The sequence below is a fragment of the Novosphingobium sp. DS6-6 genome (genome assembly GCF_057784975.1).
This window is the reverse complement of record NZ_JBYNTS010000001.1, coordinates 462,402-482,014: the sequence shown is the minus strand read 5'-3', so window position 1 is coordinate 482,014 and position 19,613 is coordinate 462,402. Positions and strand designations below refer to the sequence as shown.

Sequence of the window (19,613 nt, the reverse complement as noted above, 5' to 3'; positions counted from 1 at the left end):
GGGGATGGCCAATTTGGCAAAATTGCATGCGTGCGGCGGATCGAAGGTTCTGCGCACCATGTTGCTGTCTGGCGCTGCGGGTGCACTGGTTCTGCCACACGCGGCCTTGAGCCAGACAGCGAATGCGAATCAAGGCGCCACAGGTCAAAGCGATGCGGCCGGAGCTGCCGTCGATCAGGGCGGCGTTGCCGATATCGTGGTGACCGCGCGCAAGACGTCGGAAAGCGTGCAACAGACGCCGATCGCGATAACCGCGCTTTCCGGCAACGACCTTACAGCCCGCTCGATGACCGATCTCAGCGGCGTTGCCGCCTCGGTGCCGAACCTCACGTTCAATTCCGCATCGGAACCGGGCGGCGGGTCATCGGCCCAGGTCTTCATCCGCGGCGTGGGCCAGCAGGATTACCTGGTCACGTCCGATCCGGGCGTCGGCATCTATGCCGATGGCGTCTATCTCGGCCGCACGACCGCCGGGGTCCTGGCGCTGAACGATCTTGAACGGGTGGAAGTGCTGCGCGGCCCGCAGGGCGACTTGTTCGGGCGCAACACTATCGGCGGCGCGATCAACGTGATCAGCCGGAAGCCTTCGACCGATGGCGTTTCGGGCTTTGCCCAGGCGACGCTGGGCAGTGCCTATTGGCGGGAATATTCCGGCGCGGTCAATCTGCCGCTGGGCGAGAAGGCGGCCTTCCGTTTCTCAACGCGCGGCATCTGGCGCGACGGCTATGGCCGCTCGACCCAGACCAACATCGATTACGGCAACGAAAACAACCACGCGTTCCGCGCGCAACTGTTGTTCAAGCCTTCTGACACGCTCGAACTGCTGGCGGCCGGGGATCTGTACGTGCAGAACCAGAACAGCGCACCAGCCGCCTTCACCGGCGCGCGGGCTGGGTTCGATTCGTCGCAAGGGCTCTACAACAATATCGTCAGGCCCTATCTCGATCCATCGCTCCCGCAGCTGTCGACCAATCAGATCGCCAAGGATACTTATGTCAATTCGGTCACCGGACCGAGCGTCAACGACAACACCACCTGGGGCACGTCGTTCACCGCGACATGGTCGGGCTGGGACGTGGCCGATATCAAATCGATCGCGGCCTACCGGGAACTGCGCTATCACATCATCAGCGACAACGACGGCGTGATCAACGACGTGTCGCGGCTTGATGACAGCACGAAGCAGCACCAGTTCAGCCAGGAAGTGCAGATCATCCACGATGGCACGCGCTTTGACTGGGTGCTGGGCGGCTTTTATTTCCATGAAACGGCCACGGCCGACACGTTCAACCGGGTCTTCACCGGGCGGTACGACGCGCTGGAGGCAAGCAGTGTAAGAGCCAACGGCGTGCCCTGCTCGGTCAACATCTCGGTGCCGGGTTGTGCGGGCAACCCGCTTAATCGCAATCTCGACGTCGAGCTCTATACCCGCCAGCGCATCAACGTCGATAATGCCGGCGTGTTCGGCCAGTTCAACTATTCCATCACCGATGCATTGCGGGCGACCCTGGGCGTGCGCTATTCCTACGAACGGAAGAAATATTTCACTTTCACCGATCGCCTGGCCAGCCAATCCGTCGCTGTATCGCCTACCACGCTCACCGACAGCTGGTCATCGTTCACGCCACGTTTCGGTCTGGATTTCAAAGCGTCAAGAGACCTGTTCTTCTATGCTTCGGCTTCGCGCGGCTTCAAGAGCGGCACGTTCAACGGGCGCGCCAGCGGCCAGGCAACGGTTTCCACGGTCGATCCTGAATATCTGTGGAACTATGAAGCCGGCGTGAAATCGGAATGGTTCGATCGCAAGCTGCGCTTCAACCTCACCGGGTTCATCAGCAACTACACCGATATCCAGCTGCTGTTCGTGAACACCCAGAACCAGCAGGAAGCGGTCAACGCCGGCAAGGCGACGATCAAGGGGGTCGAGCTGGAGCTTCTTGCCAAGCCGGTCAATCCGCTGACACTGGGTTTCAATCTCGGTTACACCGACGCCCGCCTGAAAGACGTGCCTGCCGAGATCCTGGCCCGCCCCGACAGCTTCCGCAACGGGATGCGGCTGGCAAAGACTCCGGAATGGACATGGGCCGCCAATGCCCAGCTCGATCTGCCACTGAACAACGATCTGTCAGCCAGCCTGCGCGTCGATTACAGCTATCGTTCGAGTTTCTACCAGCGCCCAATCAATGAAGCGATAGCGCTCGAAAAAGCCTATGGCCTGCTCAACGCGCGGGCGACCCTGACCAAGGAAAGCTCGCGGGTTTCGGTTTCGGTCTTCGGCGTCAACCTGACGGATACGCGCTATAACCAGGCGATCACCGTCGGTGGCAACGGCGCCGCGACTTCATACCCGGCGCGCGGACGGCAGTGGGGCATTTCGGCCCGGACGGATTTCTGATGCAAAGGAAAGGGAACGCCATGCTGACCATTTATGGATCGCCGATGTCGCGCGCCGGCCGGGTGATCTGGTGCGCGCGCGAAATCGGCCTCGATTACACAGTGGTCGATATCGATTTCATGCAGGGCGAACACAAGCGGGAGCCGTTCCTGTCGATCAACCCGATGGGACAGCTTCCGGCGATCGACGACGATGGTTTCGTCATGGCCGAATCGCTGGCGATCAATCACTATCTTGCCGCCAAGTACGGCGGCGCATTCGGGCCGCAGTCCGCCGAAGAACACGGCAAGGTGGCACAGTGGGCCTTGTGCGCCGCTTCCGCGGTCGAGCCGCACACGATCCATGTCGTGGCCAACCGCATGGCGCTGCCGCCCGAGCATCGTCGCAGCGAACTGACAGACGCAGCGCTCAAGCAGATCGCGCCGGTCTTTGGCGCGATCGAGCGCAGCATTGCCAAGACCGGGTGGCTTGTAGGTGACCGCTTTACCGTCGCCGACCTGAACATGGCGACGGTGCTGGGATCGCTCGTTGCCGCCGGAACCGATTTTTCGGCAACGCCGGGGATGAGCCAATGGCTTGCCGCCTGCCTGGCACGCCCGAAAGCGGCCGACCAGGCCCAGCCGATGCAGTTCCCGCCGCCGATCGTGGCCCGCTATCTTTCGGAAACGGCCGGGCTCAGGTAAACGTCATAACACTGATAACCGTACTACCACGATTTCAATTTTCGGATCGATTTGCCAGGCCGGTGTGAAACCGGCCTGGCAAATCAACGATCAGACTGGTTCTCCGGCCCGCAGCGGATCGAACCGCACGATCTCCCGCAGGCTGATCAGCGTTTCGAACGTGCGGACATTTTCATCAGCAGCGAGAACCTCGTCCGAAAAGCGTTGATAGGCTTCGACAGAGGGTACGACCACCGTCAGCATGAAGTCGATGCGTCCTGTCACGTTCCACGCACCGATCACTTCGGGCCGCGCAGCCAGTTTTTCCGCAAATGCGCGTTCCAGACGCAAGCCGGACCGGTTCAACACGACCAGAACGTGAATCGTGATCGCCTGCGACAGGCGCAAGGGATCGATAAGCGAGACATCCGCCACGATGACGCCGGTTTCCCGCAAGCGGCGCAGCCGTCGCAGAACCGCACTTTCCGACAGGCCGATCTTTCGAGCGATGACGCGCGCCGGCTCAAGATTGTTGCGCCGCACGACGGCAATGATTCGCTGGTCAAATTCGTCCAGATCGACGTTTTTCATCGTTTCGCCTGTTCATATGACGGTTTCCGGCACGAAATAGAGAATTTCGCCAGCCTTCGTCCAGGCTTTGCGTCTAAAGAGCGGGCATGGAAAGCCTATCATCTCCAACGCCGGTGCCGGCCTCTCTGCTCCAAAGCGCAACCCCCTATCTGGCCCTTGGCGGATCGATCATGTCGTTCTGTATCGGCACTTCTTTCGGCAAGCACCTGTTTCCGCTGGTCGGTGCGCAGGGCACCGTGGCCTATCGGGTCGGCTTTTCCGCACTGATCCTGCTGCTGGTGTTCCGGCCCTGGCGCCGCCCGCTGTCCGGGTCTGACCTTTTCCGCACAATGTCTTACGGCGCGGCGATGGGCCTTATGAACCTGTGCTTTTACATGGCCTTGCGAACGATACCCCTGGGCCTGGCGATCGCGATCGAATTTCTCGGTCCTCTCACGGTTTCGCTGCTCTATTCGCGCCGCCCTTTGCACTTCGCGATGGTGGGCCTCGCTGCGCTTGGCCTCGCGCTCCTGCTGCCGCTGCGTCATACCGATCACGCGCTTGATCCGGTCGGCCTCGCCTTTGCGCTGGGGGCAGGAGCGTTCTGGGGGCTTTACATCGTTCTGGGCAAGCGTACCGGGCACATTCCGGGTGGGCAGGCCGTGGCGATCGGCATGGCGACCGCCGCCGCGATCGTCGTGCCGATCGGCATCGGGCAGGCCGGCGCCCTGCTGTTGACGCCGGCATTCGTGCTGATGGGCCTGGTCACGGCCGTCCTGTCGAGCGCCGTGCCTTATTCGCTGGAAATCGTGGCCTTGAAGCATATTCCCGCAAACCGCCTCGGCGTGCTCCTCAGTGTCGAACCGGCGGTGGGTGCGATAGCCGGTGCCGTGCTGCTCGGCGAGCACCTGACCATCGTGCAATGGCTTGCGGTCGGGCTGGTGATGGCCGCTTCGGCCGGCTCCGTGCTGTCATCCGATCGCCCCAAGCCGAAACCGCCGCAGGACGAACAGTTGCCCGACAGCCTTACCGGAACGCCTTGCTGACAGGGTGGACTTGGGCGGACTTCACCGGCGCTCGTGAACCCATCGTCAGCCGGCCAGAACCCGGCAAAGCAGCGACAAGGCCAAGGCTGGCGGCATGGCGACAAGGCCGAGCCTGAGAAATGCGGAAAAGCTCACGTCGCTGTGGCCGGGTTTTGCGCTGCCTGGCCGAGCCATCGCCCTACGGCGCTAACGCCGCCCGTCCGGTCGAGCGCTTCGACCAGGACGAAAAGCCCGGCCACCAGCGGCAGCACGCCCCAAGACACGCGGGTGAAAAGACCCAGTGGCGAACGCCGCGTAGCCGCCGACACGCCCCCAGCCGCCACAATCCCCGCCAGGGCTGCGGGCAAGCCCAACGGCCAGCCCAGTGCCGAGCTCACGATCAGACCCGCTGCCGTCAGCACGATCGCCAGCCCCCGCTTGCCGCTGCCGCTCTGGCGCACCGCCCCTACCACGTTCATCCCGCCGGCATGGGCACGCCTTTGCCGCGCGCGGAACCCAGGCGGCATGCCAGGAGTCTAACCCCCATGAAAAGGAGACCCGGCAATGGCGGCACGCGCATATTGGCAGGGCCAGATCCGGCTGGCACTGGTTTCCATCCCTGTCGAAATCTACCCTGCGACCAAGTCGGGCGCTTCGATCAGCTTCCGCCAGATTCACGAGCCGTCGGGCAAGCCGATCTCGTACGAAAAGACGGTGCAGGGCATTGGCCCTGTCGATCATGAAGACATCGTCAAGGGCTACGAGATCGCCAAGGGCGATTACGTCCTGCTTGAGGATGACGAGATCGAGGCGGTCAAGATCGAAAGCCGCAAGACGTTTGAACTGGTGCAATTCGTGGAGCAACACGAAATCGACGTGTTCTATTTCGAGAAGCCCTATTACGTCGTGCCGGCGGACGATCTGGCGGACCAGGCCTTTATCGTATTGCGTGAAGCGTTGCGGCGCACGCGCAAGGTCGGGCTGGGCCAGCTTTCCGTGCGGGGCCGGGAAATGCTTGCCAGCCTCAAGCCCTGCGGCCGCGGCCTGATCCTGGAAACGATGCGCTATGCCGACGAGGTGCGTGGGGCGCAGTCGTATTTCAAGGATATCCCTGATACCCGGCCCGATGCCGAACTGCTCGATCTCGCCACGGAACTGATCGACAAGAAGACGGCGCCGTTCGATGCCGACGCGTTCGAAGACCGCTATGTCGAAGCACTCAAGGCGCTGGTTGCGCGGAAGGCCAAAAGCCGGGGGCGCAAGATTCTCGAAGACGTGGAAGAACCGGACCTCAAAGGCACCAACGTCATCGATCTCATGGCGGCGCTCAAGAAGTCGGTCGGCGGCGAAAGCAGCCGGGGCGGCAAGGCCGCGCCCGAGGGGCGGGCCAAGCGCAGGCCGGCCAAACGTGCCGCGCCCGCCCGCTCGCGCAAGTCGGCCTGAACGATGGCGCGGCGCGATCTTCTTGGCGAATACAACCGCAGGCGCGACTTTGCCAGGACGGCGGAGCCTTCGGGCAAAGTCGGCAAAATGAAGGGCGGAAACACATTTATCGTGCAAAAGCATGACGCCACGCGCCTGCATTTCGATGTTCGCCTGGAAGCCGATGGCGTTCTCGAATCCTGGGCCGTCACCAAGGGGCCAAGCCTTGATCCCGAGGACAAGCGGCTGGCGGTGCGCACCGAAGACCATCCGCTGGCCTATGCCCAGTTCGAAGGGACGATCCCGGCCGGTGAATATGGCGGCGGTACGGTGATGCTGTGGGATCGCGGCACATGGGCGCCCGTTCCGGGCAAATCCGCCGATGATCTGGAGAAAGGCCACCTGCATTTCACGCTGCAGGGAGAGCGCATGAAGGGGGAGTGGCTGCTCGTGCGCATGAAGCCCCGCCCTGGCGAAAAGCGCGAGAACTGGCTGTTGCGCAAAGTTGGCGATGCATTTGCCCAGAACGGGGACGTCCTGGTGGAGCAGGCGTTGACCAGCATCCTCACCGGCCGCACCATGGCCGAGATCGCGGCGGATCGCGAAGGCACCTTCGCATTGGCCGGGCGCGACGACGAGGCGTTTGACAGCCAGATGGCCAAGGCCGCCGCGCACAATGCCAAGATGGATAGCGCCCAGGCGCCCAAGGCGCGCCGCGGCCGCGCAAAGCGCGCGCCTGCCCAGCAGCAGCCGCCGGATTTCCAGCCTCCGCAGCTCGCGACTTTGGTTGACGCCGTTCCGGCGGGCAACGGCTGGATCCACGAGCTCAAGTTCGACGGCTATCGCGCGCTCGTCGCGGCTGCCGGCAAGGCCGTGAAAGTATACACCCGCAACGGTCACGACTGGACCGAAAAATTCACGCCGCTGGTGGCGGCACTGGCGGATTTGAACTTGCCTCCGTGCCTGATCGACGGCGAAATCGTCGCTTACGGCGCGGATGGCAATCCCGGCTTTTCCGCTTTGCAGGCCGTGTTGCGGCGTGGGCACGGTTCGCAAGGCCCGGACGATCTGCTTGAATTGCATGCATTCGATCTGCTCACCTTGGACGGTGAGGATCTGACAGAGCTGTCGAACCTCGAGCGGAAGGAACGGCTGGCTTCCTTGCTGCACGGCGCACAGCCCCCGGTGCGCTTTGCCGATCACGTGATTGGGGCCGGCGAAAAACTGTTCAAGGCGATGTGCGCCTCGGGGCAGGAAGGGATTATCAGCAAGCGCGCCGATGCGCCTTATCGTGGCTTGCGTAACAAGGCCTGGGTCAAGGTCAAATGCACCAACCGGCAGGAATTCGTGATTGCCGGGTGGACTCGTTCGGCCGCGCGCTCGCGGCCGTTCGCATCGCTTCTGCTGGCCCAACGGGAAGGGGATGCACTTGTTTATAAAGGCAAAGTAGGCACGGGCTTCGATGCAGAGACGTTTGACGACCTTGCCGATCGCATGAAGCCCCTGGTGCGCAAGACCGCGCCCGTCGCGGTGCCGCGGGCGGAAGCGCGCGGCGCCACGTGGATCGAACCTGCGCTGGTGGCCGAAGTGGCATTTGCCGAATTCACGGCCGATGGCCGCGTGCGCCACGGCAGCTTCCTGGGCCTGCGCGCCGACAAGGCGGCCGCGGACGTCGTGCCCGAGACACGCGAAAGCCTGCCCACGCGAACGGCCCGAAACCAGGCGGCGCCGGCGATCGAGATCACCAACCGCGACCGGGTGATCTTTCCCGGGACGGGCGAAACCAAAGGCGATCTTGCCGATTACTATGCGGCCATGGCCGATATGATGCTGCCCTGGGCCGGCAAGCGCCCGATCAGCGTGGTCCGTTGTCCGCAAGGGCGGGCCAAGCATTGCTTTTTCCAGAAGCACGATGCGGGTGGCTTTGGCCCCGATGTGCATCACGTGCCGATCCGCGAAAAGGATGGCGGCAGCGAAGACTACCTGTTCGTTGCCGATGCAGCCGGCCTGCTGCAATGCGTGCAGATGGGGGCGATCGAATTCCACACTTGGGGGGCGCGTGCCGATGCGGTGGAGCGACCCGATCGCATGATCTTCGATCTCGACCCGGATGAAGGACTCGATTTCGAAACAGTCAAGCGCGCCGCCAGCGACATTCGCGACCGGCTGGCAGACCTGGGCCTTGTCAGCTTTCCGCTGCTTTCGGGGGGCAAGGGCATTCATGTGATCGTGCCCCTGGCAACGGGCCACGACTGGGACGAGCACAAGGACTTTGCGCGCCGCTTTGCCGAAGCCCTGGCCATTGCCCAACCCGACCGCTTTGTCGCCACGATGAGCAAGGCCAAGCGCAAGGGCCTGATTTTCATCGACTGGCTGCGCAACCAGCGCGGGTCGACGGCGATCGCACCTTACAGTGTCCGGGCGCGTGATGGCGCGCCCGTGGCCGTACCGATCGCCTGGGACGAGATCGACCGCTTCGACAACGCACATCCCTATGCCATCGGCGATGCGCAAAGCCTGATCGCCCGCGCAGGCGAGCGCTGGCTGGCGGGGTGGGGCGTGTCGCAGCAGACGCTGCCATCCGTCTGATACCAGGCTGAACTGAGGCATCCGCCTTTTTGCGCATGGCCCGTTGAAACCTGGGCCAGTATCGGCAACGATCCAAAGCGTTGCAGCGATGAGGGCCAATGACCGAGCAAACCGATCCGGCAGACCACGGCGTGCTTGCCATGCGTTGGGCCACCGCGGCCGACATTCCGGCGCTGAAACCCTTGATCGCCCACGCCATCGACACGCTTCTGGCCGATGTGCTTTCGGCCGCGCAAGTGGCCGCCAGCCACACGGTGATGGGGCTGGACACCCAGCTCATCGCCGACGGGACTTATCTGCTGGTGGAACGGGACGGACAGATCGCCGGCTGCGGCGGGTGGAGCCGCCGTGCCACGCTCTATGGTGGGGATCACAGCGCGCCGTTGCGCAATCCGCGCCTGCTCGATCCGGCGAGCGAGCCCGCGCGCATCCGGGCGATGTATACCCGCCCTGCTTTCGTGCGACAGGGTATCGGCCGTCTGATTCTGCAGGAATGCGAGCAGGCGGCCATGCGCGAGGGCTTTGTCAGGGCCGAGCTCATGGCCACCATGGGCGGGCTCCCGCTCTATCGGGCGGCGGGATACGATCCGATCGAGGAGGTAGAGGCCGTGGCCCAGGGTATCGCCGTGCCACTGGTGCGGATGGGCAAGCAGCTGGCACCCGCGCAACCGGCCTGACGGCCCGGCGCGGGATCATGCCCCGTCCGCACGGGGCATGATCCCGCAATCAGGCGGCCGAGGCGCGCTGGTGCAGCCGGGTGATGGCGTCGATCGAAGACAGCAACGCGCCTTCCTGCCAGCATCCGTAATACGAGCAGTGCTCGCCCGCCAGAACGATGCGGCCTTCCATCGCCACCAGATCCTGATAATGCGCCGCACGGCTTTCTTCCGTCCAGGTGGCACAGCAGCCCAGGATCCACGGCATGCGGTTCCAGGCCACCGATGCGCCCGAACGGAATTCGGCCTTGTATTCGGCCGGATGGAATACCGATCCCTGGTCCAGCGCCGCCTGAATGCGCTTTTCCGGCGTCATGCCTGCCAGCATGTAGGCACCGGCGCCGAACGGATAGGCCCCGAGCAGGACCGCCGGGCCATCGGTAAAGCATCCCGCACTCGGATAGGAGATCAACGAGATCGCCTGGTCGGTGAACGAGATGCCGCCATAGATGGCGTGGTCGGTTTCCCAGAACCGGCGCTTCATTTCCAGGCCGATCTTGACCGAATTGCCATAGGGAAGGGCGCGGATCGCCGCTTTCTTGGTGGGCGAAACCTGGAAATCGATCTGGTTGAGCACCGGTGCGGGAATAGTGCAGACCATCCAGTCGGCGCGGGTTTCCCCGGTTGCGCCGGTTTTTGTGTCGGTCCAGGCCGCGCTCACCCCTTTGTCGTCCTGCGCGATGCGGGTGACGCGGGTGTTGAACCGGATCATCTTGCCCACGCGTGCCTGAAACGCCTTGCCGATGTGGTCCATCCCGCCCTTGGGCTGGAACATCGTGGTCTGCATCACATGTTCGGCGAAGAAGCCCAGGGATTGCCAAACCCGGCTGTCCAGCGTTTCGCTGAGGCTGAACGGATCGTTGGGAATCGGTGCGCCGTTGACACCGCCGCCGGGCGGGCGCTGCCAACCGCGCTGATCGCCGACCTTGGCGCTCTTGGTGTACTGCATGTTCTTGTCGAGCACGCCCCAATCGCGCATCGCTTCGAGCAGGCGGGCCTTGTCTTCGGCCGTAACGGTCGTATCGAGCGCGCCGGCTTTGAGTGACTTCGCCAGCAGTTCGGAAACGTGGCCTTTCCAATCGACCATGACATCGCGATAGGGCTGGGGCTTGCCGCCGAATGCCTTGCTGTTGTGGATCAGGGCATTGTGGTTGATCTGCAGGAACGGCTCGAGCGCCACGCCCAGTTCCTTGCAGTAATGCAGAACGGTGCGGTGGTGATAGGGAATGCGCCACGGGCCGGGATTGAGGTAGTTGCCCGGCGCGAACGTGACCTGCTGTTTGGAGCCGATTTCGGCAATCGTATCGCCGCCCCGCACCGTGTAGTTGCGCCCGCCGGCACGGCCCTGGAATTCCAGGATCTGAACCTTGTAACCCGCCTTGGTCAATTCATAAGCCGCCAGCATGCCGGCGAGCCCAGCGCCCAGCACCAGCACCGTCGATCCCGGACGCGCGCCTGACAGCCGTGGCGGGCCGGTGAACTGGCTGTCGGCCGCATGCGCAAGCACAGTCATCGCCTGGTAAAGCGCCGCGGCACCGCCAGCCTTGCCGATCATGGTAAGCAGGGCACGGCGCGTGGGAGGCGTGAAGAACTCTTGCATGACAAACCCTTCGTGGTCGGATCGGGAATCGGGTGGAACGGCGCGGTTCAATGGCCGCAGGTGTTGCATTCGGGAACGGGCGGATCGGCGGCGGCGATGCGATCGATATCGGCCACGGTCACGGGATCGGGGTAGGCGTTGAAATGGCCGCGCACGTAAGTGATCACCGCGGCGATCTGCTCCTTGGTCAGCACGCCGTTGAACCAGGGCATGCCACCGCGGCCCTTCATCACCACGATGATCGGATAGTCCTTGCTCGCCAGGTTCGCATTGCCGGCAAGGGCGGGGATCATCGCGCCCGGTTCGCCGCCACCCTTGGCGTCAGCCATGTGGCAGGCCTGGCAGATCTGTTCATAGACCTGCTGTCCTTCGTTCGATACTTCGACAGTGCCGCCGCCTGGCCCGGGCCGGTCCTGGGCAAATCCCGGCGTTGCCAGCGTGGCGCAGGTGGCAAAGGCGGTGGCACCCAGCGCAAGCGCGACGAATTGCGATTTTCTTGTCATGACATTCTCTTTGCGGTCAATATCGGCATGATTACAGGCGCCAGTTGTCGAGCGTATCGCCCAGGCCCTGGGCGAGTGGCATAAGGTAAGGTTCGAACTTGCGCCACTGGTCGAGGCCCGAGCGATAGATCGGCTGACGAACCTGTTCGGAACTGACGGTGCGCACCGCGCGATCGTTCTCGAAGAAGCGCAGGCATGCCGGATCGAACGGCAGACCCAGCGCGTGCAGCATGGCGCGTACCTGCCCCTCGGTATCGTCCACCAGATCCTCGTAAACAAGTGTGTGCACAGTGCCGGGCGAAACCGTGTGAAAATGGCGCACGATTGCCAGGTAATGCCGATAATAGGCCGCAAGGTCTGCCAGATCGTATGAGAATTCTTGCCCTTCCGCGAACAATTGCTTGAAGCCGGAAAAGCACGCCGCCATCGGATGGCGCCGCACGTCGATGATCCGCGCATTGGGCAGGATCAGGCGGATCAGCCCGATATGCCGGAAATTGTTGGGCATCTTGTCGATGAAATGCGCCCGGCCCAGGCGACGGTGGACTTGCGCCATCGCCAGATATTCCTCGCCCCAGTCGCGCAACTGGGCCGCGCTGGCCGATGTCAGGCGGGCGGCGCCCCCTTCGCGCGCGATCCGGCCGACAAGGCTGCCGATATAGGGCAGCTCCATCGTCCCTTCGATGGCGGGATGGCTGGCAAGGATCTGTTCCACCAGCGTGGAACCCGAGCGGGGGAGGCCGACGATGAAGATCGGCGCCCCGTCTGGTGCGCCAAGGCCTGCCCGCTCGTTCTGAAACCGCGCGGAATGCAGCATGCAGACTTCGCGCGCCTGCGCCCCGTAATCCTGGCCGGCTCCGCCGAACTTCACCCGGGCCAGCGCCGCGCCCATTGCATACCAGGCAAAAGCTTCGCCCGCGTCGCCCTGGTCTTCCAGCCGGCGCCCCAGGGCATAGAACAGGTGCATGCGATCGTCATCGGACAGCGGGCCGTCGATGAGTGCGCGCATCTGCGCCTCGTCGGCATCGCTGAGCGCCCCGATCTTGAGATTGGCAAGGCCCCACCAGGCCTCGCCAAGATGCGGTGCTAGTATCGTGGCATGGCGATAGGCGCGGATCGCGGTATCGCGCTGGCCGGCGGTGCGGGCGGCGTGGCCATGGTTTATCGCAACGCCCGGGTTGGCCGGAAAGGCCTGTGCCAGGCGCGCATTGATCGCCGCGGCGGCGCGATCGTCGCCCAGCAGGCCGAGGCACGCGGCCTGAAGGTTGAGGTAGGCCGGATTGTCAGGCTCTGCGGCCAGCAGAGGGGACAGCTCGACCAGCGCCTGTTCGGCAAGGCGCGCGGCAAACAGGGCATGGGCCAGGTCGAAACGGACGCGCGGAGACTGCGGGTCGAGCGCAAGCGCATGGCGCAACAGCGTTTCGGCGGCATGGACCGTGCGATGGGCAATGTGGCAGGCAGCGAGCAACCGCGCGCCTTCGGCATGGTGGGGATAGGCAAGGCAGAAGCGCCGCAGGATCGGGTCAGCTTCACCGTGACGGCCCAGCGCCACCAGTTCCGCCGCGCGGCCCAGATCGGGGTGATCGGCATCGATCCGCGCCAGCGCAGCCAGCGCCGCGCGTTCCCGCGTCACGGCGCCGCAGGCAAAGGCCCGGTCGGCAATGGCACGCCATGCTTCGGCATGATGCGGATCGAGCGCCACTGCCGCGTCGAGCTGCTGATCGCCTTCCTGCCCCCGCCCGAGACCGCACAGTGCCATACCCAGCTCATAGCGCGTGCGGGCAGCTTGCGGCCAGCGCCTTGCCAGATCGAGCAATAGCGGCAGCGCCTGGGCAAAACGGCCCAGGCGCCGCAGCGCCGAAGCCAGGATCAACCGCGGTCTGGGATCGTCGGGATTGCGGCTGACCAGCCCGCGTGCCAGCCGCTCTGCCTTGGCAGGCCGCGTTGCCAGGGCCGCGGCCGCCTCGGCAAGGGGATCGCTTGCCACATTAGAACCTGATGCCATGACCGTGGGCCGCCCTGCTTGCAATGAACGACATGCTTGCCCGGATATGTACGGGCGCTTGCGCGCACCCCCGTTCCGGCGCGGCCATCGCATCCCCGGCACATCGATGCCGGGGATGGATTGCAGTCATGCCGTCAGAACGTGGCCGTGACGCGCGCGTAGTAATAGCCGCCATTGATGCCCCACGGCGTGAACGAAATCGGCGCGTTGTAGACGTTGGCACCATTGGCCGGGCGACCTCCGACCGTGGGCACGGTGGGTGCCTGGATGTCGAACAGGTTGTTGGCGCCTACGTCGAAGCGGATCTTTGGCGTGAGCTTGTAGCCTACGTTGAGATCGGTGATCCCCGTCGTTCCCGTGCGCAGGACTGTGTAACCGTCGTTAGGATTGTTTGGATCGTCGATGCCGGTGCCGGCATAATTGGTGCGCTGATGGGCAGAGCCATAGATCGTTTCGCGTAGATTGATCGAGAACGAGCCGAACGTGAACAATACGTTGCCGATCACTTTTACGCGCGGCGTTGCCGTCGTCAGCCCGTCGGTCGAATTGGGATCGAGCAGGGATGTCTGGCCTATGGATTCGTTTCTTACTTGCGAAGGCAAAGGATTGACTTTCAGAAGCGTGGTCTGGTTGAAATTGAAGCCCAGTGTCCAAGCTGCTTTGACGTCACCGAAATCGCTGGTGTAATCAGCCGTGGCTTCCACGCCGCGGGTCCGCGTGTCGGCACCGTTGGTGAAAATGTTGATCCCGGCATAGGATGTTGCATCGGTAAGGCTGACACCACGCGACGTCAGAGCGTCAAGGACCGCCTGCGATACCGTCTGACCTTGCTGCGACCCGACAATCGACGCAGATGGTACAATGCGGTCCCTCAGCTTGATCTGATACGCATCGATTGTGATCTGAAGGCCCCCGCCCGGATGGGTGACAATGCCGGCCGAGAACGAGGTCGATTTTTCTGGTTTGAGATCGCCAAAACCAAGCACTTTTGCAGCCGTGGAATTGGGTGGGAGCTGGCCAAATATCGAAGTTGGTCCGACGTTGACCGAGGAATAGTATTGCTCGGCGAGGGTTGGCGCGCGGAACCCATTGGAAACCGTGCCGCGCAGAGCAAAGGCCGGGCTGAAGTCATAGCGCGCCGTGGCCTTGCCGTTCCAGACATTGCCGAAATCGGAATAGTGCTCATAGCGCCCGGCCAGGTCGACATGCAGGCCCTTGACCGGATCGACTGCCACGTCGACATAGCCGGCGATGGAGCGACGGGTGTAGAAGCCGGCGTCGGCCGGCGCAAAGCCAGGATAGGACTGCGGGCCGCCGGAGTAATAGGACGCAAATTCACCCGACTGGATGCCATAACCGTTGCGGCGCCACTGTCCGCCGAACGCGAGCGTCAGCGGCTTGGACAGACCCAGTTCGAAATCCTTGGTCACGCCCAGATCGACACTCCATTCGCTGTTGACCAGCGTGCCGGCATAGAAATCGCGCTGAAGGCCGATTTCGTTGGCGTTCTGCGACTGCTGCTCGGCATAGAGCGCGGGATTGGCGGATTGGAGCGTGTACAGCGCGACGGAATCGCGGCCATAGGTTCCGGCCAGATCCCATGCCCAGCCCGAGACGATCCCTTTCAGGCCGAACGTGCCCGAGAAATCCTCTTCCCGCAGGCCTTCCTTGGGATTGAAGCCGGAACGCAGCGGATAGACGGTTGCCCCCGTGCTGGTTGTACCCGATATGCGAGATGCAGGCCGATAGTTTTGGAACGAGCTGGCATTGCGGTTGCCATAGCTGCCGAAGGCATAGGCCTGAATGTCGGCCGTCAGATCATAACCGGCGTTGAACATGAAGTTGTAGACGGTGAACCGTGCGTCCCCGTTGATGTTGTTCACGCGCGGAAAATATTGGTTGGACCTCACCCCAGCCTCGTTCAAAGCGCTGAAAGTGGGGCCGACGGGGCGTACCTCGCAGTTTTCCGTGAAATAGCGGCGATCGCAGCCGCCGCGCTGGGTATGATCGTGATACTTGTATTCGGCGGTAAGGTTGAGGAAGCCGTTGTCGCCCAGCTTGGTGCCGATGTTGAACGCGGCCGATACGGTTTCCCCGTCGCCCTTGTAGAATTGCCCGGCCGTGGCGGTGAACAGGCCGCCCGAAGACTGATCCTTGAGGATGATGTTGATCACGCCGGCGATGGCATCGGAGCCATATTGCGCGGCGGCGCCGTCCTGCAGGATTTCGATGCGGCTGATGGCGTTGGTGGGAATGAACGTGAAATCGGCGGCGGCCGATCCCGAATAGGGCGAACCGCCCAGCACGGCGAGGTTGGCCGTGGTGTGGCGGCGCTTGCCGTTGACCAGCACCAGCGTGTCGTTCGGCGAAAGCCCGCGCAGCGCGGCGGTCAGCGTCAGGTTCGCGGTATCGCCGCCGAAGGCCTGGAAATTGAGCGACGGCAGGCTCTGCGCCAGAACCTGCGTCAGTTCCTGTTGACCCACCGACTGAAAGGCCTGCGTGCCGATGACCTGCACCGGGGCGGCGCTGTCGGATGCGCGCATGCCGATAACGCGGGTGCCGGTAACGATGATGTCTTCCCCCGGCGGCAGTTCGGCAGCGGGGGCGTCTTGCGCCATGGCGATGGTCGGTACGGCGGCCGACGCGAGAAGCGATGCAATTGCAATACGGGAATAGGCTGACATGACTTTGCCCCCATTGAGACGAACCCTCCTCCCGCATCCACTCCCCTTTACGGCGGCGCGGGTCGTCCCTCGGCGCGATGCCGGGGCCGATCCTGCCCTCGCATCCCGGTGCCGCCTGTTGCGGCTCCCGGGCTTCATCACGGCACTGGACGGCAATTTCCCGGTAAAGCCCATACGCTGATTGTCGTATCACGCGTTGCGGTGCAGACATTAGGATGCATGGCGCGTCGGGAACGCGCTCTGCCAGATGCTGCCACTTATCAAGGAACCGCCATGTCTCTTTCCATCGGCCCACAGCGCCGCATGTTTGCCGCTCTCGGCCTTGCTTTCGCCGCCGCGTTGGCGCCTGCTGTTCCTGCCCAGGCCCAGGTCACCAAGCTTCAAGCCAATCCCGGCGCGCTGATCCTCGACGGCGCCGAAGTTGCCGCGGGCACCGACCTGTTCTTCCTGTCGGGCCAGCTTGCCTCGCCGATCGATCCCAAAAAGACCTTTGCCGACGTGAAATCGGTGGACGATCTGGGCGATACCAAGACTCAGACGGTCAGCGTGCTGAACAAGATCAAGGCGTTGCTGGCAAGCCGCGGTTATCAGATGGCCGATCTTGTCAAATTGACGCTGTTCGTGGCCGCCGATCCCAAGACCGGGCACATGGATTTTGCCGGTGCCAACGAAGGGTTCAAGCAGTTCTTCAAGACGGCGGACAATCCCACCACCGTGGCGCGCTCGACGTTTCAGGTGGCCGCACTTGCCGGGCCCTATTTCCTGATCGAGATCGAAGCGATAGCGGCGCGCAAAAAGTAAGGTTGCGCCGCAGGCCGCCGCGCGGCGATCGCGATCAGCGTGCGATGACTTTGATCGCGATGGCCGCTGCGGCCGCCCGGGTTTCCACCCCGAGTTTTTCGTAAATGCGTTCGAGATGCTTTTGCACCGTGCGCGGGCTTATCGACAGCACTTCGCTGATATCGCCGTTCGATTTGCCATAGCTGATCCACAGCAGCACTTCGGCCTCGCGCTCGGTCAGCGAGAGATGGCTTTGCAGCCGCCGGGCATCGACCTGCGGGTTCAGCTCGTTGAGCCTGATGAGCACTTCGTTTTCGCGATAGCGCGCGATCAGCACCAGTTCCAGCGTCCCCTCGGCCTGTTCGATACGCAGGCTGCTACCGGCTTCGCTTTTGGTCAGCAGCCGGTTCACGCTGTGGCGCAGTTCGTCGGGCAGGGCGGGTTGATCGCGACGCCAGCTCGGCGCGATGCGATTGATGGCCTGTTCGGCCAGCGGCGTGCACCACAGCAGAAAGCCGCTGGTATCGGTTGCCATCATCAGACGCCCGGTGGCATCGAGGCTCGCCGTGCTGGCCTGCACGGCCCGGGCATGACCGAGATGGACGCGCACGCGGGCCAGCAATTCCTGCAGGTTTATCGGCTTGCGCACGTAATCGACGCCGCCCACCTCAAACCCCTCGATCACATGTTCGCTTTCGGTAAGCCCAGTCATGAAAATCACCGGAATATGGGCGATCTGCGGGTTGGCCTTGATCCGCGCCGTCGTTTCGAAACCGTCGATGCCCGGCATGATGGCGTCCATCAGCACAAGATCGGGCACGATGTGCTGCAACAGGTCGAGCGCCGTCTGGCCCGATGTCGCGACCAGTACCTGAAGCCCGCCCGCCTCGAGCGTATCGGTCAGCAGATGGAGAGCGCCCGGCTCGTCATCGACGATCAAAACGGTATCGCGGCGTGCCTGGGGCGCAGCCATGTCAAAGCTCTTCCAGAATGCGGGCAAGGCCTGCCATGTCGAACCGGTCGAGCTTGGTATAGAGCCGGGCCACCAGATCACCGGCGTCGGGCACGGCTTTCTCCAGCGCGGCGATTTCGCTGGCGATGCCCCGGGCATGCCCGATGCGCAGGTGTTCGCGGAGCCGCTCGAGATGAGGCCGCGCCGCGGGGGGAAGGGGATCGGGGCCTCCGGCCGGGCGCGCCGTCACCACGGGCTGCGCGTCCGCGCATTGCCATTCCAGCCCCAGTTGCTGGCCGATCGCATCGACTAGGCGGCCGATTTCGATCGGCTTGATCAGAAACAGGTCGTGCGCGGCTTCGGCATTGCCGGCCACTTCGCCCATCGGGCCATGGCGTTCATGGGCATTGGCCGACAGCATCACGATCCGCAGCGTCTTGCCGAAATCGGCGCGCAGCCGCGCGGCCATGTCCCACCCGCAGCATCCGGGCATCTGGACATCGAGCAGCACGAGATCGAACCGCTGCCCCTGGCACAGCGCCATCGCGGTTTGCCCGCAGGGGGCCACGGCCACTTCGAAGCCCACGTCGCGCAGCGCGTGACGCACGAAGGAAAGCTGCTGCGCGTCGTCGTCCACCACCAGGATGGACCTGCGCGCGCCGGTATAGCCGACGATGCGCCCGGGGCGGGGCACGGGTTCGCCCGGCACCCATACCTTGGGCAGCATCATCCGCACGCAAAAGGTGCTGCCCGCGCCGTGCGTGCTGCGTACCTCGATATCGCCGCCCAGCATGTGAATGATCGCGCGGGCGATCGGCAGGCCCAGGCCAAAGCCTCTGGTCGTTTCCGCCTGGGCCGCACCCCGTTCGAACGGGGTGAAAATATGGTCGCGATCTTCCGGGGCGATCCCGGGACCGGTATCTTCCACCTCGAACCGGGCCACTTCGCCGGCATGGCTTACCCGCAAGGTGACGCTGCCATTGTCGGTGAACTTTATCGCGTTGCTGATCAGGTTGATCAGGACCTGGCGCAGCCGTTTCTGATCGGTGCGCACGAATTCCGGTAGGCCGGGCGGCGCGGCATAGTGGAAGACCAGGCCCTTGGCTCGCGCTTCGGGTTCGAACATGCGCACCAGCTGGTCAAGAAACGCCGGCAGGCGCACCACGTCGCGCGCGACCCGGGTAATGCCGTTCTCCACCAGCGAAATGTCAAGCAACCCTTCGACCAGATCGATCAGATGTTCGGCGCTGCGCAGGATCACCCTGGCCGCATCGCGCGGATCGATATCGGATTGGCGTTCGATAAGCTGGGCATAGCCATAAATGACGTTCAGCGGAGAGCGGATCTCGTGGCTGACGCCGACAAGATACAGGCTTTTTGCGGCATTGGCGGCCTGCGCCGCTTCGCAGGCCCGCTCCAGCTCGGCCAGTCTGTCTGCCTCGTCGCGCATGGCGGGCGCATCCGGCGCCCGATCGTTGTTCGCGCGCGGCGCTGCCTGAACCATCAAACGGCATCCGCCCGGCAACTGACGTTCGACACCCGCAAGGCCGCGCGCCTGCATCGGACTGCAACATGGCCGGACGCCGGCATTTCCGGTTCCGCCCCAAACGTCATGGACATTGCGTTATCGACCCCGGGCGCGGTTCTCTTGTTTGCGCCGCAGCAGGATTTGTGCACGCGAACGTGACGAGTTTCAAGTACGATCGTGTC

15 protein-coding genes are annotated in these 19,613 nt (G+C 63.5%); 7 read left to right on the top strand and 8 right to left on the bottom strand.

Translation table 11 applies throughout. The features are described from left to right. Positions 1–58 precede the first annotated feature (58 nt). Together AC3EDY_RS02185 and AC3EDY_RS02180 are read left to right on the top strand one after the other, a co-directional pair. On the top strand, positions 59–2,395 hold the full coding sequence (locus tag AC3EDY_RS02185; protein WP_488570799.1) for a TonB-dependent receptor: 2,337 nt from the start codon (positions 59–61) through the stop codon (positions 2,393–2,395). A gap of 20 nt (positions 2,396–2,415) precedes the next feature. After that, positions 2,416–3,078, top strand: coding sequence for a glutathione S-transferase family protein (locus AC3EDY_RS02180; protein ID WP_488570798.1), 663 nt, complete (start codon positions 2,416–2,418; stop codon positions 3,076–3,078). A gap of 90 nt (positions 3,079–3,168) precedes the next feature. Here AC3EDY_RS02180 and AC3EDY_RS02175 read toward each other — a convergent pair whose 3' ends face one another. After that, the gene (locus AC3EDY_RS02175; protein WP_488570797.1) at positions 3,169–3,648 is read right to left on the bottom strand and encodes an Lrp/AsnC family transcriptional regulator; all 480 of its coding nucleotides are present in this window, start codon (positions 3,646–3,648) and stop codon (positions 3,169–3,171) included. An 86-nt stretch (positions 3,649–3,734) separates the two neighbouring features. On the opposite strand from AC3EDY_RS02175, the gene AC3EDY_RS02170 reads away from it, so the two are divergent. Next, the gene (locus AC3EDY_RS02170; protein WP_488570796.1) at positions 3,735–4,673 is read left to right on the top strand and encodes an EamA family transporter; all 939 of its coding nucleotides are present in this window, start codon (positions 3,735–3,737) and stop codon (positions 4,671–4,673) included. A gap of 131 nt (positions 4,674–4,804) precedes the next feature. Here the strand turns inward: AC3EDY_RS02170 and AC3EDY_RS02165 are convergent, their stop codons facing one another. Continuing rightward, on the bottom strand, positions 4,805–5,179 hold the full coding sequence (locus AC3EDY_RS02165; protein WP_488570795.1) for an SLC13 family permease: 375 nt from the start codon (positions 5,177–5,179) through the stop codon (positions 4,805–4,807). 37 nt (positions 5,180–5,216) lie between these two features. On the opposite strand from AC3EDY_RS02165, the gene ku reads away from it, so the two are divergent. The 3 genes from ku (at position 5,217) to AC3EDY_RS02150 (ending at position 9,340) form a co-directional block, all read left to right on the top strand. Further along, the gene (ku, locus tag AC3EDY_RS02160) at positions 5,217–6,095 is read left to right on the top strand and encodes a non-homologous end joining protein Ku (RefSeq protein ID WP_488570794.1); all 879 of its coding nucleotides are present in this window, start codon (positions 5,217–5,219) and stop codon (positions 6,093–6,095) included. Between the two features lie 3 nt (positions 6,096–6,098). Next, entirely contained in the window at positions 6,099–8,663 is a 2,565-nt protein-coding gene (gene ligD / locus AC3EDY_RS02155; protein ID WP_488570793.1) for a DNA ligase D, read from the top strand. 98 nt (positions 8,664–8,761) lie between these two features. After that, positions 8,762–9,340, top strand: a complete 579-nt coding sequence (locus tag AC3EDY_RS02150) for a GNAT family N-acetyltransferase (RefSeq protein WP_488570792.1) — start codon at positions 8,762–8,764, stop codon at positions 9,338–9,340. A gap of 49 nt (positions 9,341–9,389) precedes the next feature. Here AC3EDY_RS02150 and AC3EDY_RS02145 read toward each other — a convergent pair whose 3' ends face one another. The 4 genes from AC3EDY_RS02145 to AC3EDY_RS02130 all read right to left on the bottom strand — a co-directional run bounded on the left by AC3EDY_RS02145 (position 9,390) and on the right by AC3EDY_RS02130 (position 16,171). Beyond that, complete coding sequence (locus AC3EDY_RS02145; protein WP_488570791.1) at positions 9,390–10,979, bottom strand: flavin monoamine oxidase family protein; 1,590 nt, start codon at positions 10,977–10,979, stop codon at positions 9,390–9,392. Positions 10,980–11,026: 47 nt separating this feature from the next. Next, entirely contained in the window at positions 11,027–11,482 is a 456-nt protein-coding gene (locus tag AC3EDY_RS02140) for a c-type cytochrome (RefSeq protein WP_488570790.1), read from the bottom strand. A 31-nt stretch (positions 11,483–11,513) separates the two neighbouring features. Continuing rightward, positions 11,514–13,487 carry a tetratricopeptide repeat-containing sulfotransferase family protein gene (locus tag AC3EDY_RS02135; protein ID WP_488570789.1) on the bottom strand — a complete coding sequence of 658 codons (1,974 nt, stop codon included), beginning with the start codon at positions 13,485–13,487 and terminating at the stop codon, positions 11,514–11,516. Between the two features lie 134 nt (positions 13,488–13,621). Next, positions 13,622–16,171 (bottom strand): TonB-dependent receptor plug domain-containing protein, encoded by a 2,550-nt coding sequence (locus AC3EDY_RS02130; RefSeq protein ID WP_488570788.1) that lies wholly within the window; start codon positions 16,169–16,171, stop codon positions 13,622–13,624. A 273-nt stretch (positions 16,172–16,444) separates the two neighbouring features. Here AC3EDY_RS02130 and AC3EDY_RS02125 point away from each other — a divergent pair, with 273 nt between their 5' ends. Continuing rightward, positions 16,445–16,972: a Rid family hydrolase gene (locus AC3EDY_RS02125; RefSeq protein ID WP_488570787.1), complete on the top strand. Its 528-nt coding sequence runs from the start codon at positions 16,445–16,447 to the stop codon at positions 16,970–16,972. A gap of 34 nt (positions 16,973–17,006) precedes the next feature. On the opposite strand, the gene AC3EDY_RS02120 is transcribed toward AC3EDY_RS02125, so the two are convergent. Beyond that, complete coding sequence (locus AC3EDY_RS02120; protein ID WP_488570786.1) at positions 17,007–17,924, bottom strand: response regulator transcription factor; 918 nt, start codon at positions 17,922–17,924, stop codon at positions 17,007–17,009. A gap of 1 nt (position 17,925) precedes the next feature. Further along, positions 17,926–19,407: an ATP-binding response regulator gene (locus AC3EDY_RS02115; RefSeq protein WP_488570785.1), complete on the bottom strand. Its 1,482-nt coding sequence runs from the start codon at positions 19,405–19,407 to the stop codon at positions 17,926–17,928. Positions 19,408–19,613: the final 206 nt, after the last annotated feature.

Bases quoted from the DNA above. Each gene is read 5' to 3' on its own strand.
- AC3EDY_RS02185 (WP_488570799.1), top strand. From the start codon at position 59: ATGTTGCTGTCTGGCGCTGCGGGTGCACTGGTTCTGCCACACGCGGCC.
- AC3EDY_RS02180 (WP_488570798.1), top strand. From the start codon at position 2,416: ATGCTGACCATTTATGGATCGCCGATGTCGCGCGCCGGCCGGGTGATC.
- AC3EDY_RS02175 (WP_488570797.1), bottom strand. From the start codon at position 3,648: ATGAAAAACGTCGATCTGGACGAATTTGACCAGCGAATCATTGCCGTC.
- AC3EDY_RS02170 (WP_488570796.1), top strand. From the start codon at position 3,735: ATGGAAAGCCTATCATCTCCAACGCCGGTGCCGGCCTCTCTGCTCCAA.
- AC3EDY_RS02165 (WP_488570795.1), bottom strand. From the start codon at position 5,179: ATGCCGCCTGGGTTCCGCGCGCGGCAAAGGCGTGCCCATGCCGGCGGG.
- ku (WP_488570794.1), top strand. From the start codon at position 5,217: ATGGCGGCACGCGCATATTGGCAGGGCCAGATCCGGCTGGCACTGGTT.
- ligD (WP_488570793.1), top strand. From the start codon at position 6,099: ATGGCGCGGCGCGATCTTCTTGGCGAATACAACCGCAGGCGCGACTTT.
- AC3EDY_RS02150 (WP_488570792.1), top strand. From the start codon at position 8,762: ATGACCGAGCAAACCGATCCGGCAGACCACGGCGTGCTTGCCATGCGT.
- AC3EDY_RS02145 (WP_488570791.1), bottom strand. From the start codon at position 10,979: ATGCAAGAGTTCTTCACGCCTCCCACGCGCCGTGCCCTGCTTACCATG.
- AC3EDY_RS02140 (WP_488570790.1), bottom strand. From the start codon at position 11,482: ATGACAAGAAAATCGCAATTCGTCGCGCTTGCGCTGGGTGCCACCGCC.
- AC3EDY_RS02135 (WP_488570789.1), bottom strand. From the start codon at position 13,487: ATGGCATCAGGTTCTAATGTGGCAAGCGATCCCCTTGCCGAGGCGGCC.
- AC3EDY_RS02130 (WP_488570788.1), bottom strand. From the start codon at position 16,171: ATGTCAGCCTATTCCCGTATTGCAATTGCATCGCTTCTCGCGTCGGCC.
- AC3EDY_RS02125 (WP_488570787.1), top strand. From the start codon at position 16,445: ATGTCTCTTTCCATCGGCCCACAGCGCCGCATGTTTGCCGCTCTCGGC.
- AC3EDY_RS02120 (WP_488570786.1), bottom strand. From the start codon at position 17,924: ATGGCTGCGCCCCAGGCACGCCGCGATACCGTTTTGATCGTCGATGAC.
- AC3EDY_RS02115 (WP_488570785.1), bottom strand. From the start codon at position 19,407: ATGGTTCAGGCAGCGCCGCGCGCGAACAACGATCGGGCGCCGGATGCG.